9 protein-coding genes and 1 pseudogene are annotated in these 16,775 nt (G+C 73.6%); 7 read left to right on the top strand and 3 right to left on the bottom strand.

Going from position 1 to position 16,775, the window contains the following annotated elements:
• Positions 1-15: 15 nt before the first annotated feature.
• From G3I41_RS00885 to G3I41_RS00875, 3 genes are read left to right on the top strand one after another with little or no spacing between them, the layout of a single operon-like run.
• Complete coding sequence (locus tag G3I41_RS00885) at positions 16-1,992, top strand: beta-galactosidase (RefSeq protein WP_164398364.1); 1,977 nt, start codon at positions 16-18, stop codon at positions 1,990-1,992.
• Positions 1,989-4,229, top strand: coding sequence for a glycoside hydrolase N-terminal domain-containing protein (locus G3I41_RS00880; protein ID WP_164398363.1), 2,241 nt, complete (start codon positions 1,989-1,991; stop codon positions 4,227-4,229). The genes G3I41_RS00885 and G3I41_RS00880 overlap by 4 nt, the downstream gene beginning before the upstream one ends.
• Before the next feature lie 33 nt (positions 4,230-4,262).
• Complete coding sequence (locus G3I41_RS00875) at positions 4,263-4,970, top strand: hypothetical protein (RefSeq protein ID WP_164398362.1); 708 nt, start codon at positions 4,263-4,265, stop codon at positions 4,968-4,970.
• 47 nt (positions 4,971-5,017) lie between these two features.
• Here G3I41_RS00875 and G3I41_RS00870 read toward each other — a convergent pair whose 3' ends face one another.
• The 3 genes from G3I41_RS00870 to G3I41_RS00860 all read right to left on the bottom strand — a co-directional run bounded on the left by G3I41_RS00870 (position 5,018) and on the right by G3I41_RS00860 (position 11,761).
• Entirely contained in the window at positions 5,018-6,040 is a 1,023-nt protein-coding gene (locus G3I41_RS00870) for a LacI family DNA-binding transcriptional regulator (RefSeq protein ID WP_343242026.1), read from the bottom strand.
• 281 nt (positions 6,041-6,321) lie between these two features.
• Positions 6,322-8,388: a phospholipase C, phosphocholine-specific gene (locus G3I41_RS00865; RefSeq protein WP_164398360.1), complete on the bottom strand. Its 2,067-nt coding sequence runs from the start codon at positions 8,386-8,388 to the stop codon at positions 6,322-6,324.
• A gap of 271 nt (positions 8,389-8,659) precedes the next feature.
• On the bottom strand, positions 8,660-11,761 hold the full coding sequence (locus tag G3I41_RS00860; protein ID WP_164398359.1) for a DNA methyltransferase: 3,102 nt from the start codon (positions 11,759-11,761) through the stop codon (positions 8,660-8,662).
• Between the two features lie 173 nt (positions 11,762-11,934).
• Here G3I41_RS00860 and G3I41_RS00855 point away from each other — a divergent pair, with 173 nt between their 5' ends.
• From G3I41_RS00855 to G3I41_RS00840, 4 genes and pseudogenes are all read left to right on the top strand, one after another.
• Positions 11,935-13,680: an AAA family ATPase gene (locus G3I41_RS00855; protein WP_343242025.1), complete on the top strand. Its 1,746-nt coding sequence runs from the start codon at positions 11,935-11,937 to the stop codon at positions 13,678-13,680.
• A 21-nt stretch (positions 13,681-13,701) separates the two neighbouring features.
• Positions 13,702-14,430 carry a response regulator transcription factor gene (locus tag G3I41_RS00850; RefSeq protein ID WP_343242024.1) on the top strand — a complete coding sequence of 243 codons (729 nt, stop codon included), beginning with the start codon at positions 13,702-13,704 and terminating at the stop codon, positions 14,428-14,430.
• On the top strand, positions 14,414-16,471 hold the full coding sequence (locus G3I41_RS00845; protein WP_343242023.1) for a HAMP domain-containing sensor histidine kinase: 2,058 nt from the start codon (positions 14,414-14,416) through the stop codon (positions 16,469-16,471). The genes G3I41_RS00850 and G3I41_RS00845 overlap by 17 nt, the downstream gene beginning before the upstream one ends.
• A 104-nt stretch (positions 16,472-16,575) precedes the next feature.
• Positions 16,576-16,775: pseudogene (locus G3I41_RS00840) on the top strand (sortase-dependent protein); the annotation flags it as partial.

Below are 16,775 nucleotides of genomic sequence, written 5' to 3'. Positions count from 1 at the left end.
AGGAGAACCGACGCCATGCCGTCCCTGCGCGACGCGGCCCGTGGCCGCATCCTCTTCGGAGGCGACTACAACCCCGAGCAGTGGCCCGAGGAGGTGTGGGAGGACGACGTCCGGCTGATGAAGGAGGCCGGGGTCAACTCCGTCACCCTCGGCGTCTTCTCCTGGGCGAAGATCGAGCCCCGCCCCGGCGCCCGCGAGTTCGACTGGCTGGACCGGCTGATGGACCTGATGCACGCGCACGGCATCGGCGTGGTGCTCGCGACGCCGACCGCGTCCCCGCCGCCCTGGATGGGGGCGCGCCACCCGGAGACCCTGCCGCGCGCGGAGGACGGGTCCATCGTCTGGTACGGCTCGCGCCAGCAGTTCTGCCCCAGCTCGCCGGTCTACCGCCGGTACGCCGCCGCGCTCACCGAGGACCTGGCCGCGCGGTACGCGGAGCACCCGGCGCTCACCGTGTGGCACATCAACAACGAGTACTGCACGCACTGCTGGTGCGACGAGACGGCGGGCCACTTCCGCCGCTGGCTGCGCGACCGGTACGAGTCGCTCGACGCGCTCAACGAGGCGTGGGGCACGGCCTTCTGGAGCCAGCGCTACGACGCGTGGACGGAGATCCTGCCGCCGCGCAAGGCGCAGTACATGAGGAACCCCACCCAGGTGCTGGACTTCAAACGCTTCACGTCCGACGCGCTCATGGAGTGCTTCACCGCCGAGCGGGACATCGTCGCGCGGCACACCCCGCACATCCCGGTGACGACGAACTTCATGCCGCTGTGGTCCGGGCAGGACGCCTGGGCCTGGTCGGCCGAGGAGGACATCGTCTCGGTCGACGTCTACCCGGACCCGCGCGACCCGTGGGGCGGCCAGTACAACGCCATGCTCGCCGACATGACGCGCTCCCAGGCCGCCGGCCCGTGGATGCTGATGGAACAGGCGGCCGGCGCGGTGAACTGGCGGGGCGTCAACCACCCGAAGCCGGAGGGGCTGAACCGGCTCTGGTCGCTCCAGTCGGTGGCGCGCGGTGCCGACGCGGTCTGCTACTTCCAGTGGCGGCAGTCCCGGCAGGGTTCCGAGAAGTTCCACTCCGGGATGCTCGGCCACGCCGGGGAGCGGGGCCGCGCCTTCCGTGAGACCCGGCAGCTGGGCGGCGAGCTCGCCGCGATCGGCTCCGCCGTGTCCGGTACGGGCGTGGCCGCCGAGGTCGCCGTCCTGCACGACTGGGACGCCTGGTGGGCGGGCGCCCAGGAAGGCGGCCCGTCCGCGCTCCTCGACTACGCGGAGGTGATCCGGCGCTGGCACCGCGCCCTGTGGGAGAACGGCACGCCCACGGACTTCGCCCGTCCCGACGCCGACCTGAGCCGCTACAAGGCGGTCCTCGTCCCGCACCTCTACCTGCTCGACGACACGGCGGTCGACAACCTCGTGGCGTACGCGCGGGGCGGCGGGCACCTGGTGTGCGGGTTCTTCAGCGGCATCGCGGACGTGGACGACCGCGTCCGGCCGGGCGGCATGGACGCCCGCCTGCGCGAGCTGTTCGGGATCGCCGTCCTGCACGAGTGGTGGCCGCTGGACGCGGACGAGGCCGTGGAGTGCGACGGATTCCGGGGCACCCTCTGGTCCGAGGAGCTGGAGGCGGCCGAGGGCACCGAGGTGCTGGCCGCCTACCGCGACGGCGAGCTCGCCGGGCTGCCCGCCGTGCTGCGCCGGGGCGGCGCGGTCTACGTGTCCACGCTCCCCGAGCCCCCCGCGCTGCGGGCCCTCCTGGCCGACGTGGTACGGGACGCCGGGGTGGAACCGGTCCTCGCCGGGCTGCCCGAGGGGGTGGAGGCGGTGCGCCGGGGCGAGCTGCTCTTCCTGCTGCACCACCGCCGCGAGATGGTCACCGTCGCCGTGCCCGGCGCGTACGTGGACCTGCTCACCGGGCGAGCGGTGACGGACCGGATCGCGCTCGGACGCTACGGCGTCGCGGTGCTGCGGAGATCCGCGCCGTGAGCGCGCGCACGGACATCGACGCCACCTGGGAGCCGCGCCCCGCCGCCCGCTGGGAGGACGCCTTCCTCGGTGGCAACGGCCGGCACGGTGCCATGGTGTACGGCGACCCGGCCGACGACCGCGTGATCGTCAACCACCACACCCTGGTCCGGCCCAACGGCAGTCAGCACGTCCGGCCGCCCGAGCTCGCGGACCGGCTGGGCCGGCTCCAGAGCGCGCTGCTCGCCGGGGAGACCCTGGCCGCGGAACACTTCGGCGCGGGCCGGCCGCTGGTGTGGGTGCAGCCCTTCCACCCGGCCTTCCAGACCCGCGTCCGGCCGGTGCCCGGGAACGACGCCGCCGACCCGGACGCGGCGTTCCGCAGGTCCGTCGACTTCGCCACGGGTGAGATCAGCGCCGTCTGCGAGTCGTGGCGCAGCCGGGTCCTCGTCTCGCGCGCCGACGATGTGATCGTCCAGTACGTCACCGGGCCGGGGCTGGCCGTGGACGTGGCGCTCGACCACACCCTGCCGGGTGCCCCGCCCCGTCTGGCCGTCGGCCGGAGCACCGTGCTCACTCCGGACGGGGCGCGGCTCACGCTGCGCGCGGGCTACCCCGACAGCGACCTCGCGTACACCGGTGCGACGGTGCTCCGCACGGAGGGCGGGCGGGTGTCGGTGGCGGGCGAGGGCGTCCGGGTCGAAGGGTCGAGGAGCCTGTTGCTGCTGACCCGGGTGCGCCGGCACACGGGCCACCTGGACCTGGCGGCGGAGTGCGCCGCGCTGCCCGGTGACGGGTACGACGCGCTGCTGGCCCGGCATGTGGCGCTGCACCGGCCGGCCTTCGCACGGGCGGCGCTCACCCTGGACGCGGACCCGGCCGAACGGGCGCTGCCCGGCTCCGAGCTGGTGCGGCGGCCGGACAGCCCGGCGCTGCTGGAACGGCTGTGCGCGGCGGGCCGCTACCACCTGCTGTCCGCGTCCGGGGCCCTGCCGCCCCGGCTGACCGGGCTCTGGACGGGTGACTGGGACACCGCCTGGTCGGGGGCGTTCACGACGAACGCCAACCTGAACCTCCAGATCGCCTCGGCCGCGGTGGCGGCGCTGCCCGAGGTGTCCGAGGCCCATGCGGCGCTGGTGTACGGGCAGCTCGCGGACTGGCGGGAGAACGCCCGGGCGATCTTCGGGGCGCGGGGCGTCGTGGCCCCGTCTCACACGGACGGCGAGTCCGGGCACACCCGCCACTACCAGCGCGCCTACCCGCTGCATCTGTGGACGGCCGGCGCGGACTGGCTGCTGGAGCCGCTGGTCGAGCACGCGGAGACGACGGGGTCCGAGGACCCCCGGCTGACGGCCGCGCTGCACGAGACCGCTCTGTTCTACGAGGACTTCCTCACCCGGACCGGCCCCGACGGGCGGGTGGCCGTCGTGCCCTCGTACTCGCCGGAGAACCGTCCGGCCAACGCGAGCTGGGGCACGATCGACGCGACGATGGACCTCGCGGCGGCCCGCCACGCGCTCACCGCGTCCGCCGACCGCTCCCCCGACCGCGCGACCGCCGAGCGCCGCCGGGCGCTGGCGGACCGGCTCGCCGACTACCGGGTCAACGAGGACGGCGCGCTCGCCGAGTGGGCGTGGCCGGGCCTGGCGGAGACGTACGACCACCGCCACCTCAGCCACCTGTACCCGGTGTGGCCGCTGGACGCGATCAACCCGTACGACTCCCCCGGGCTGGCCGCCGCCGCGCATCGGGCGCTCGAACTGCGGGGCGCGGAGAACGACTCGGCCCACGGCCATCTGCACCACGCGCTGATCGCGGCCCGGCTGCGGGACGGGGCCCGGGCCTCGAAGGCGGTCCGCTCGGTGCTGGCGGGCGACTTCTTCCACGACTCGCTGATGAGCGCGCACTACCCGGGCCGCGATGTGTACAACGCGGACGCGGCGCACGCCCTGCCCGCCGCCGTCATCGAGTCGCTGGTGCAGTCGGCCCCGCACCGCCTGGTCCTGCTGCCCGCGCCGCTCGCGGGCTGCCCTGCCGGTGAACTGCACGGTGTGCGGACGCGGTTCGGCGCCGTCCTGGACCTGAGCTGGTCGGCCGACGGCACCGCGACGGCGGTCCTCCGCCCGGCGCGCGACGCCCGCGTCGACGTCCGCACGGGCGACGGCCACACCCTCACCGAAGCCCCCGCCGGCTCCCCCTCGGCCCCCCTGGAGCTGACGGCCGGCGTGGACCGCGTCCTGGAACTCGGGCCGCGGTAGCACCTCCCCCCACCCACCATGGAAGGACGACCCATGGCACAACGCACGCTCAGCAGGCTGGCTCTGACCCCGGCGGTGGCGCTGGCGGCCCTCGTCGGCTTCGCCGCCGCCCCCGCCCAGGCGGCCGTCTGGTCCTCGTCGGACCAGTGGGGCACGTACACCACGTCCGACAACTACATCCTCTACAACAACATCTGGGGTTCCGGCGCGGGCGCCCAGTCCATCTGGGCCAACTCCTCGTCGGACTGGGGAGTCTGGGCGGACCACCCGAACACCGGCGGCATCAAGTCGTACCCGAACGCCAAGAAGGTGGTGAACAAGCCGATCGGCTCGCTGTCGTCGCTCACCAGCACGTACAACGTCACCGTCCCGTCGTCCGGCGCGTACAACACCTCGTACGACATCTGGGACAGCGACTACGACTATGAGGTCATGCTCTGGGTCAACTACAACGGGGCAGTCGGCCCGTTGGGCACCTCCCAGGGCAATGTGACGCTGGGCGGACACACCTGGACCGTCTACAAGGGCGACAACGGATCCAATCAGGTCTTCTCGTTCCTGCGGACCTCGGACTCCACCTCGGGAACGGTGAACATCCTGCCCATCCTGAAGTGGATCAAGGACACCAAGGGCTGGTGGGGCAACGAGACCATCGGTGACGTCCAGTTCGGCTACGAGATCACCTCGTCGGCCGGCGGCCTCGACTTCCGTACCAACGGATTCGGCGTCTCCGCGGGCTGACCCGCGCCACTGAGGAGCCGGCCCCCGCGCGGGGGCCGGCTCACGTGTCACACCGGGGCCGGCCCGGTGCTCTCACGCAGCGTCAGTTCCGGTGCGAGCAGCTCGACTTCGTCGGTGCCCCGGCCAGTGAGTTTGGCGACGACGTGCTCGACGGAGCGGCGGCCCATCTCCTGGGCCGGTATGGCGACGGAGGTCAGCCGCACCGATGCCTGGGTGGCCACCTGCTCGGGGCAGATCGCCACCACCGACACGTCCTCGGGGACGGCCCGGCCCTGCTGGCGCAGCAGGTTGAGCAGGGGCTCCACGGCCGCCTCGTTCTGCACGATGAAGCCGGTGGTGCCGGGTCGCTCGTCGAATATCCGGGACAGGGTCTGGGCCATCGCCGCGTATCCGCCCTCGCAGGGCCGGTGCAGGATGCGCACGCCGGTCTCCTGCGCCTTGGCGCGTATCCCGTCGACGGTCCGCTCGGCGAATCCGGTGTGGCGCTCGTAGACGGCGGCGGCCTCGCCGATGACGGCGATCTCGCGGTGCCCGAGGCCGGCCAGGTGTTCCACGCAAAGGGCCCCGGTCGCCTCGAAGTCGAGGTCCACGCAGGTCAGGCCGGCCGTGTCGGCGGGCAGGCCGATGAGCACGGCGGCCCGGTCGGTCTCGCGCAGCAGGGGCAGCCGCTCGTCGTGCAGTTCGACGTCCATCAGGATCATCGCGTCGGCCAGCGAGCTGCCGGCGATCCGCCGCACCGCCGCGGGCCCCTCCTCGCCGGTGAGGAGCAGGACGTCGTAGCCGTGGGTGCGGGCGGTGGTGGCGACCGCGATGGCGATCTCCATCATCACGGGCACGTACATGTCGGTACGCAGCGGCACCATCAGCGCGATGATGTTCGACCGGCTGCTGGCGAGCGCCCGGGCCCCGGCGTTGGGGTGGTAGCCGAGCTGCTGGATGCTGCGCTCGACGCGCTCACGAGTGGCGACGGAGATGGAGCGCTTCCCGCTGAGGACGTAGCTCACCGTGCTCGCGGAGACTCCGGCGTGCTGCGCGACCTCGGCCAGGGTGACCATGCGGCTCTCCCTCACCGATCAGATGTGGCGAAGCGCTTCGACTCCGCTCTCCCCGCCCGTGACGCGGAGAGACAGCGCGAGCCTAGCCCTGCCGTGACAGCATGTCCAGACCAGTGTCGAAGCGCTTCGATACCTCTCCGCGCGTCGGCTACCGCAACGATATGCCCGCCGGCCGTCGCCCCGTCACACCGGCTCAGCTACCGGGCATACGGGGAAGGACGTGCCGAGGGTAATCGGAGTGTCCCGGCGCAGGGCCTCCTCGGTCACGGTGCCCCAGGGCACCTCGCCGTCGAGGCTCACCCGGTGCGCAGCCCCGGATCGCTCACCCCGGGCGCGCCCGTCTCGACGTGCCCGGCGAAGCGCCGCAGGAAGGCGGCGTCCGCGTCGCTCGTGACGGTGACGTCGTACCACCGCTTGCTGCGGCGCAGGTCGAGCGTCCGCGCGACGGTCTGCCCCGGCCGCACGGTGACCGTCCGCACCTCTCCCCCGTAGGCGGCGGCGCTGCGCAGGGTCAGCCGGACGGAGCCGGTGCCGGTGTGGGTGAGCGCGAGTTCGAGGTTGCCGGTCGCCGCGTCGTGCCGGGCCGTCACCTCGGGCCCGGCGGCCCTGCCTGGGCTGCGGAACGAGCGCAGGAAGCCGTTCGGGCCGTGGACGGTGAGGTCGGTGACGCCCTGGGAGTACGCGGTGTTCCAGGAGTCCGCGACCGAGGCGCCCGCGTGCGTGGTGTAGGTCCAGGGCCCGTCCGTGCGGTTGCCGGAGGTGACGAGGAACTGCGCGCCGGCCGCCGGCCCCCCGCCGAAGGTGAGCCGGAAGGTGCCGGTGGCCGGGTCCGCCGCGCCGTCCACCAGGGGTGCGTAGGGCAGCGGGCGGGTCGGGCGCGACCCGGGTTCCTGCTTCGGCACCGCACCGGTGGCGGGCGGGACGGGCCGGTAGTCGGGGTGCCGGTCGCCGTCCGGCGGCTCGTAGGCGGCGGTGGACGGGAGTGCGGGCGAGGAGGGGTCCGTGCGCCGGAAGTCGAAGGCGGAGGTCAGGTCGCCGCAGACGGCTCGTCGCCAGGGCGAGATGTTCGGCTCGTGGACCCCGAAGCGCCGCTCCATGAACCGGATGACGGAGGTGTGGTCGAAGACCTCCGAGCAGGCGTAGCCGCCGGTGCTCCACGGCGACACCACGGTCATCGGCACCCGCTGGCCGAGCCCGTAGGGGCCCGCCGCGTACCGCAGGTCGCCCGGGAAGTAGTCGGCGGCGGTCTCCACGGTGGACAGCCCCTGCGCGGGCCCGGACGGGACGTACGGCGGGACCACGTGGTCGAAGAACCCGTCGTTCTCGTCGTACGTGAGGAAGAGGGCGGTCCGGCCCCAGACCTCCGGGTCCGCGGTCAGCGCGTCCAGGACCTGCGCGATGTACCAGGCACCGTAGTTCGCGGGCCAGTTGGGGTGCTCGCTGTACGCCTCGGGCGCCACGATCCAGGACACCGAGGGCAGCGTGCCGGCCCTGATGTCGGCCTTCAGGTCGTCCAGCAGGCCGCCCCCGTTCTTCAGGTCGCTGCCGGTGCGGGCCTTGTCGTACAGGGCGTCGCCGGGCCGGGCGTCGCGGTAGGAGTCGAAGTACAGCAGCGAGTTGTCGCCGTACGTGCCCCGGTACGCGTCCCCGATCCATCCCCAGGACCCGGCGGCGTCCAGGCCGTCGCCGATGTCCTGGTACACCTTCCACGACACCCCGGCCTCTTCCAGGCGCTCCGGGTAGGTCGTCCAGCCGTACCCCCGCTCGTCGTTGCCCAGCTCGGGACCGCCACCGGCGCCGTCGTTGCCGGTGTACCCGCTCCACAGGTAGTAGCGGTTCGGGTCGGTCGAGCCGATGAACGAGCAGTGGTACGCGTCGCAGACGGTGAACGCGTCGGCGAGCGCGTAGTGGAACGGGATGTCCTCCCGGGTGAGGTGGGCCATGGTGGTCGCCGTCTTGGCCGGCACCCACTGGTCGTAGGCCCCCTTGTTGAACGCCCGGTGGCCGCCCGCCCAGTCGTGGTTCAGGTCCTGGAGGAACTGCATTCCGAGCTTGTCGGCCGGTGGCCGGAACGGCAGCACCTCCTTGCCCGCCGCGTCCGCCTGGTGCCACACCGGTTTGCCGCTGGGCAGGGTGACCGGACGCGGGTCCCCGTAGCCGCGTACGCCCTTCATCGTCCCGAAGTAGTGGTCGAAGGAACGGTTCTCCTGCATCAGGACGACGATGTGCCGGACGTCCTCGATGGTGCCCGTACGCCCCCGTGCGGGGAGGGTCGCGGCGCGGGCGATGCTGCTCGACAGTGCGGTGAGGGCCACGGAGCCCCCGGCGAGCTTCAGGAGCCGGCGGCGGTCGATGTCTGCCATGGGTGGATGCCTTCGCGGTGGGGGGATACGGGGTGGAAAGCGACTGGAGTGTTCCAGACCCGCCGGCCCCCGCGTAAGGCCCTTGCGGTGTGCACGGAGTGACGCCGGGCGGAACAGTCGGCGTACCTACCCAGCGGGACCGGGTCCATGCCTCGGTCATCCGGGGGGAAACGCCGCTCCCGACGCGGGCGTGCGGGAGCCGTCCGGACTGCCCGGTACGGACGGCGGAGCAGGCGGTTTCCGCCGCTCGGCGACGGCGGCCCCGGGCCTGTCACGAGGTGCTCGCGGAGGTCACGTGCGCCACCGGGTGCCGGGGCCCGGCACCCGGTGGCGGGCTGAGCGGTGAGGTGTACGCGCCGCCCGTCACGAGGCCCGCGTCGGCCATGCGGTCGTACTCGGCGAGGACGAGGTCCCTGGTGCGGTAACCGCCGTACCGAGCCTCGTCCTTGCGCCGGACGATGGGGAAGGTGTCCAGGATGTACGCGGTGTCGGCGCGGCTGATCCCGTACAGGTGGAAGAAGAACGCGTCGAGTTCCGCGCGGATCCGGCTACGGCGGTCCTCGTCCCAGCGGAACGGGCCGTGTGTGTCGCCCAGGGCCGCGGCGAAGGGGGCCATGTCGTGCGCGGTGCAGGTGAGTTCCAGGACGCGCGGGATGAGGAAGTCCGTGTGGCGGCCGACGGTCTCCGGTGGCAGAACGGGGAGTTGACGGATGTAGAAGAAGTTGAGGTTGAGTCCCGCGGCCTTCTGGCGGGTGACGTAGTCGTAGACGAAGGAGTTGAAGTGGGCCACCAGGGCGGCGCTGTCGCGTGGGTCCCTGGTGTGCAGCAGGAAGACGGAGTCGCCGATCGCGGCCGGGGGCAGGATCGCGGAGATCATGGTGCGCTGGTTGGTGGGGCTGCTGATACGGAGGAAGGCGAGACGGCCGGGCGGGGTGCCGGGCGGTGTCTCGGCGCGATCGACCCAGTTGCCGGGAAGCGCCAGGCGGGAGGGGGAGGCCCAGGCGTCGGCCGTCAGGTAGGCGGGCTGGTTCTGGCGCTTGACGGCGGTGGCGCTCTTGACCACGTCGGCCGCGCGGTGGTTGTAGGCGCCGACCATCTTGGCCTCGTACAGCGGGAGCATGGTCCGCTCGCCGTTGACGTAGTGGTTTCCGGCCGCCTGCCAGCCGGTGGCCGTCAATTCCTCGCGGGTGCGGAAGCGGTGCGAGTCGTTGGCCATGTGGAACATCGTGCCGAAGGCGACGCCCCACGGGTTGCCCTCCGGGTCTCCCTCGTCGATCAGGACGGGGAGCCGCGCGTAGATGCCGAGGGTGATCTCGGCGTCGCGACGGGTCCGGAAGACCGGGCAGGTCCCCGTGTTCGGGTTGAGGAGCATGATCTCCTCGGGCGTGAGGACGAACACCCGCCCCTCGTCGGCGAGTTCCGCCGGGTCGCGGAGGAAGAAGGCGAACCTGGCGGCGGGTTCGCGCACGGCCCGGCCGGTCAGGGACAGGATGCTGAACTTGAACGAGCGGTGGACGTCGGGAAAGACGGGCGCGGCGTTCTCGAAGTCGTACAGGGCGGCGAGCGTGCCCCTGTCGACCAGGTCCTTGAAGTAGAAGCGGGTCGTCGCGTCCGTGGCGATGCCCGTCGGCACGATCATGCCCATCCTGCCGCGCGGGCCGGTCAGCGCACGGCCCGCCTCGGCGAACACGGCGTACGTGTTGATGTCACCGCGTCCGGTGAGCGGGTACCGTCCCCCGTTGCGCAGGAAGTGGCTCGTCCCCTCGGCCGTGTGCTTGGCCGCCTCGAACGCGGTGTGCAGGGCGGTGCGGCCCGGGTCCTCCTTCAGCGCGGCGATCAGGCGTTTGCGGGCGGCTGCGGTCTTCGCGGCGGCGATCTCCGCGTCGTGCTGGGCGAAGAACTCCTGCTCCTGGAGCTTGATGCGCTCCCAGGGCGGATTGCCCAGGACGCAGTCGAAGCCGCCGGTGCCGTCCGCGCCGAAGACCTCGGGGAACTCCAGGTGCCAGTGGAAGAACCGGTACCGGTCCCGCAGCCGGGCGATCTCCTCGTGGGTCGACCGGGGCGCGCCCCGCAGGTCGCGGAGGACCGCGTCGGTCACCGCAGGCGGCGCGTCCGCCGTCCCGCGCCACAGGAACGCCGCGCACCAGGCGTCGGCGGTGTCGCGCCCCGGTTCCGGGGCGCGGCCGCCCGAGGCCCTCCGCTCCGCCCTGTTCCGCTTCCTCAGGGCCCCGGTGTGCGCGCGGTCGTCGCCCGCGAGCGGGGTGAACGCCGCGTCGGGGACACCCCGCCGCAGCAGGTCCGGCACCGCGCCGATCAGGGCGTTGCCGTGCTTGACGCGGGCGTCGAGGAAGGTGAGCGGCCGGCCGGGCTCCGGGGCCTCCAGCCACAGGGCCATCCGGGCCAGTTCGACGGCCATGGGGTCCAGGTCCACGCCGTGCACGCAGTGGGCGACGACCTCGCGGAGCACGTCGCGGAACGGCTCCGCCGTGCGTCCGCGCACGGTCTCGACGCGCCGGGCGATGCGTCGGGCCGCCGCGACCAGGAAGTGGCCGGAGCCGCAGGCCGGGTCGCAGACCGTGAGCGCGAGCAGCTCCCGGGCGGCGGCCTCGCCCGGGTCGGCGGCGCCCGATGCCTCGCCGCGTGCGACGGCGGCGTCGAGGACCGGGTCGAGGGTGGCGTCGAGCAGGCACTCCACCAGGGCGGCCGGGGTGTAGTAGGAGCCCGTCGTCTTACGGGCGTTGCCCGCCACCCCGAGCAGCGCGAAGGACCGGTCGGCCGCGTCGATCCGGGGCACGAGCTGGAGGAGCGATTCGTGGACGGATCCCAGTTCCTTCGCTTCCAGGCGGCCGAAGTCGACCGGGCGGGCGCGCCGCGTACCCGGGTCCGGGGCCTCGGACAACTGGCGCACCGCGGTGAGCAGGTCCTCGTCGTACAGGGCGAGTCCGTGCAGCGGGGCGTCGGCCTCCGTGGCGGTGAAGATGCCGCCGAGCCCGGGCAGGCCGAGGCCCGGGTGCCCTCCCGGAGCGCCGAGGGCGTCGAGGACGGTGCGCAGCGCCGCGTACGGATTCTCGTGCTCCGCGGCGCCGCGTGCGTGGGCGCGCAGGCGGGCGGTGGAGAAGCGCGTCGCGTACCGCGCTCCGGCCCGGGCGGTCGCCTCCGGGGACAGCAGGACGCCGCGGTCCTCGGTGACGAAGAGGAAGAGGAGCCGGAAAACGAGGCGCAGCAGGGCGTGGTGCAGGGCGGCGGCCTCCGCGTGCGCGCGCAGCGCCGTGTTGGCGGGGTGGCGCAGGAAACCGGTGCCGAGGGTGGTGAGCGCGGCGCGTACCCCCGCGCGGAGCCGGTCCGGGGTCCGGCTGCTGGGGAGGGCGGGCATCAGACGGACTTCCCGGCGGTGACGGTGGGGAGCGGGGACGGCGACCGGAATCGTATCCGAGGCGGTCGGCGTACGGGGGGCCGCTCGACCGGTGTTGGCTATCCTGACGACCGTTGCGGATGTGATCACGGGGGGCCGGGCGCGGACGGCGCGCCCGGCGAGGGGAGAGTCACGTGCAGGGTGCCGTGAGCCGGGGGGCGGCCAGGAAGGCCGAGCAGGCGTGGAACCAGGGGATGGCCCTCATGCGGCAGGGGGACGGCGCCGGGGCCGCCGCGCAGTTCGCGCTCGCCACCCGGCACGATCCGGGCGCCGCCGACGCCTGGCTGGGCCTGCATGTGACCGGCACGGACCAGAAGGCGGCGCTGGACGGCCTGCTGCGCTCCTCGGCGCAGTTCGGGGCGCTGCGTTCGAAGTACCACTCGCCGTTCCGGTCCACCTTCCCGATCGGTCACTACGTCACCTTCCGGCTGGAGAACTCCCGCGACCTGTGGCTGGCGGCCATGTCGGCGTTCCTGGACGACCGGCGGCTGGACGAGGCGTGGAAGGGGCTCTCCACGGCGCTGCTGGACTGCGACGAGACCCGGTTCATCTGCACCCGGTACGCGTTCCTGAAGGAGGACTGGCCGCTCGTCCTGAGGTACGCGCCCGGGATCGGTGACGCGTTCCTGCGCGACGAGGCGCAGTTGTACGTGGGCTGCTCGCTGTTCGCCCAGGGGGTCTGCCACGAGTCGCTGAACGTGCTGTCCGCGCTGCCGGGCAAGCTGGAACGGGGCAGCAGGTTCGACGCCGAGGTGAAGTACTTCATGGGGCGGTCGCTGGAGGCGCTGGGCCGTGAGGAGGAGGCGCTGCAGCGGTACCAGTACGCGTTCCGGTGCGCGCCCGACCTGCTCGACGTAGAGTCGCGCGCCGGGGCCCGCCCGGTGCGCAAGACGGCCCCGGCACCCGAGTCCCCGGTCGCGGCGACGGTGGGCGGGGGTCCGTCCGGCCCCGGTTCCGGCGGCGAGGGCGGCGGGGGCGACGGCGGGCTGTCGGCCGAGGACCGGGCCCGGGTGCTCGCCGAGGCGCAGCGTGCGCTCGACGCCATGATCGGGTTGCAGCCGGTGAAGCGCCAGGTGCTGACGCTGCTCGCGCAGTTGCGGATGTCCGCGCTGCGCGAGGAGCAGGGCCTGCCCGGCGGGGCCCGTCCCCGGCACTTCGTCTTCGCGGGACCGCCCGGCACCGGTAAGACGACCGTGGCCCGGATCATCGGCCAGGTCTTCGCCGGGCTCGGGCTGCTGAGTTCGGGACATGTGGTGGAGGCCCAGCGCGCCGACCTGGTCGGACAGCACCTGGGGTCGACGGCGCTCAAGACGAACGAGGTCATCGACTCGGCCCTGAACGGGGTGCTGTTCATCGACGAGGCGTACTCGCTCAACCTCACCGGGCTCCACGGCGGCGACGCCTTCGGCAAGGAGGCGGTGCAGGTCCTGCTGAAGCGGGCCGAGGACGACCGGGACCGGCTCGTCGTCGTGCTCGCCGGCTACCGGGACGAGATGTCGGAGCTGCTCGCCACCAACCCCGGCCTCGTCTCCCGGTTCAACACCCGCGTCGACTTCCCCTCGTACTCCGCCGGGGAACTGGTCCTGATCGCCCGGTCGGTGCTGGCGTCGCAGGGCGACGAACCGGACGCGGGCGCGCTCGACGTCCTGGACTCGCTCTGCACGGCGATCGTGGACGGCGGCAAGGCCGATCTGGTGGGCAACGCCCGGTTCGCCCGCGAGCTGTGCGCGAAGGCGTCCGCGCAGCGCGATCTGCGGCTGTACTCCGCGCACACCGGCTCCACGCCGACCCGGGAGGAGATGGTCACCGTCCTCGCCCGGGACATCGTCGCCGCGCACGACGAGCTGATGGAATCGCACCGGGACGCGGAGGAGGCGTAGGCCCTGTCTACGATCGATCGCGTGTGCGCACATGTGATCGTCGCCGAAGACGACGAGAATCAGGCCGAACTCCTCCGCCGCTATCTCGAACGGGAGGGCCACCGGGTGACCGTGGCGCCCGACGGCCTCGCGGCTCTCGACGCGGTCCGGCACCGGGAACCCGATCTGCTGGTCCTCGACGTGATGATGCCCCGGGCCGACGGCCTGGACGTCGTACGCGTGCTGCGCGCGGAGCACCGTGAGCTGCCGGTGCTGATGCTGACCGCGCGCACCACGGAGGACGATCTGCTGCTCGGCCTCGATCTGGGCGCCGACGACTACATGACCAAGCCGTACAGCCCGCGCGAGCTGATGGCCCGGGTACGCACGCTGCTGCGCCGCAGCCGGCGGGGCACGGGCGGCGAGCCGGAGGACGCCGGGGTGCTGCGGGTGGGGGCGCTGGTCGTCGATCCGGTCCGGCACGTGGTGTCGGTGGAGGGGCGGGCCGTGGAGTGCACCCCGGGCGAGTTCCGGATCCTGTCGGCGCTCGCCGCCGAGCCGGACCGGGTGTTCTCCCGGCAGCAGTTGCTGGGCGAACTGCACGGTTTCGACCGCTACATCAGTGACCGGACCGTCGATGTGCACGTGATGAACCTGCGCAAGAAGATCGAACCGGCCCCGCGCCGGCCCGTCCGGCTGCTCACCGTCTTCGGTGTCGGCTACAAGCTGACGGACCCGGCGAAGGCGGCGGCCCGTGCGGCGACTTCGTAGCGTGCGCCGCTCCCCCGGTGCCGGTGCGCGGCGGACCGTGCCCCTGCGCAAGAGCCTGTTCGCCCGGCTGCTGGCGGTCTCCGCACTGGTCGCGGCCTGTTCGGTGGCGGCGACCGCCTGGCTCGCCGTGCAGACGACCTCGGGGGCGATCCGCCAGGAGCAGGGCCAGAACCTGGCCGCCGACGCCCGGATCTACCACCGTCTGCTCGGTTACGCGGCGGCTCATCCGACCTGGGACGGCGTCGGGGCCACGGTGCGCGAGCTGGCGGAGCAGTCCGGGCGGCGGATCGCGCTGACGACGCAGGCCCGCGCCCCGCTGGCGGACTCGGCGGTCCCGGGCGCCGCGGCGCTCCCGGCGCAGGCGTCGGCGGTGGTCGATCCGCTGTCCGTGGACACCGCGCTGTCGGCGGGCGCCGGGGCGACGGGCACCACCACGGACCGGGTCGACCCGCGCGCGGTGGGGCCGTTCCGGCTGCCCGCGGCGGAGCGGTCCCGGCTGCGGAGGACCGCCGAGCGGGGCGTGGCCTGCCTGGGCGACTACGGGATCGCCGCCGACGTGGTGGCCGGTGCGAGCGGCCGCCCGCTGATCCAGGTGGTGGGCGGCAACGACCCCGACCGCATCCGGGGCACACGGTGCGCCGTGGACGCGCTGGACACCCCGACGGCGACGGAGCGGAAGGCGCTGAAGGCGCTCAACCAGCTGGCCGACGCCTGCCTGGAGCGCCAGGGCCGCGACGGAGTCCACCTCACGCTGGGCCTCTCCTGGGGTCAGGCGGCCGAGCCCGTGCCGGCGGAGGCGGTGCCGGTGCCCGCGGCCCCGGTGGCCACGATGCCGCCTACGGTCATGCCCAGCGCGGTGCCGACCGACGTACCCCGCGAGCAGCCGAGCGCCGTGCCCAGCGCGGTGCCCGGCCCGGGCGACGAGCAGGCGGCCGCCACCGGCGAGAACGACCGGGCCGTCGCCTCCTGCGTGGGCACCGCCCGCCGGGAGCAGCTGAGTTCGTACGTGGCCTCGCCCGCCCTGCTGTTCATCGGCGACCCGGGTGGCGGGACCGTGCCCGGCTTCGACCTCTCCCCGGCGAACACCGCGCGGATCGCGGGCGCTGCGGCCCTGGTGCTGGCCCTGACCGTGGGCGCGTCGGTGCTCGTCGGTGCCCGTCTCGTACGCCCGCTGCGGGCGCTGACGGGGGCCGCCCAGCGGATGCGGGACGGGGAGGACACCGCGCCGGTGGTGGTCGCCGCGGACAACGAGATCGGGCGGCTCGCCGCCACGTTCAACGACATGTCCGCCCACCGCGCCCGCCTGGAGGCGCAGCGCAAGGCCATGGTCAGCGACGTCGCCCATGAACTGCGCACCCCGCTCAGCAACATCCGGGGCTGGCTGGAGGCGGCGCAGGACGGGGTGGCGGACCCGGACCCGGAGTTCATCGCCTTCCTGCACACGGAGGCGGTCCAGCTCCAGCACATCATCGACGACCTCCAGGACCTGGCGCAGGCCGACGCGGGTGCGCTGCGGCTGCACCCCGAACCGGTGGACGCGGCGGAGCTGTTGGGGCAGGTCGCCGCCGCGCACCAGGCCCGGGCCGACGCGGCGGGCGTCGCGCTGGGCGTCCGGCCGCCGGACCGCCCGCTGCCGCCGCTGACGGCCGACCCGGTCCGGCTGCGGCAGGCGGTGGGCAACCTGGTGTCGAACGCGGTGCGGCACACCCCGGCGGGCGGGGAGGTCACGCTGCGGGCGTACGGCTCCGAGGACGGGGACGCGGTGCTCGTGGACGTCGCCGACACGGGCGGCGGCATCCCGGCCGACGACCTGGCCCGCGTCTTCGACCGGTTCTGGCGCGGCGAGAAGTCCCGGTCCCGGCGCACGGGTGGCAGCGGGCTGGGCCTGGCGATCGTGCGGAAGCTGGCGGAGGCGCACGGCGGTACGGCCACGGCGGTGAGCACACCGGGCGAGGGCTCGGTGTTCACGCTCCGCTTCCCGGCCGACATCACGCCCTCCGGCACTCCGGACGACCCTGATGCGATGAACACAACGATCTGACAGCTTCCTCACAAGTTGGCGCGAGCCTGTCCGCACGCCTCGCGCCGCGGTGCGCATCCGCACCGCGGCCGCCCCTGAGGCGCATCCGGAACGGAGCCCTGCCCATGCCCCTGCGCACCACCCTGCGTACCGCCCTCCTCGCCGCCGTCGCGGCCGGCGCGGTCTGCGTACCGGCCACCGCGGCCTTCGCCGACTCCTCGGCCACCCCCTCGCCCGCGCCGACCGAGCGGTCCGCCGAGCCGACCGTGGCCCCGTCGGCCGAACCGTCCGCCGTGCCCACGGAGGCGCCCTCGGCGGTCCCGTC

This window comes from Streptomyces sp. SID9727 (genome assembly GCF_010550605.1).
Lineage (GTDB): Bacteria > Actinomycetota > Actinomycetes > Streptomycetales > Streptomycetaceae > Streptomyces.
This window is presented reverse-complemented; position numbering and strand designations above follow the sequence as displayed.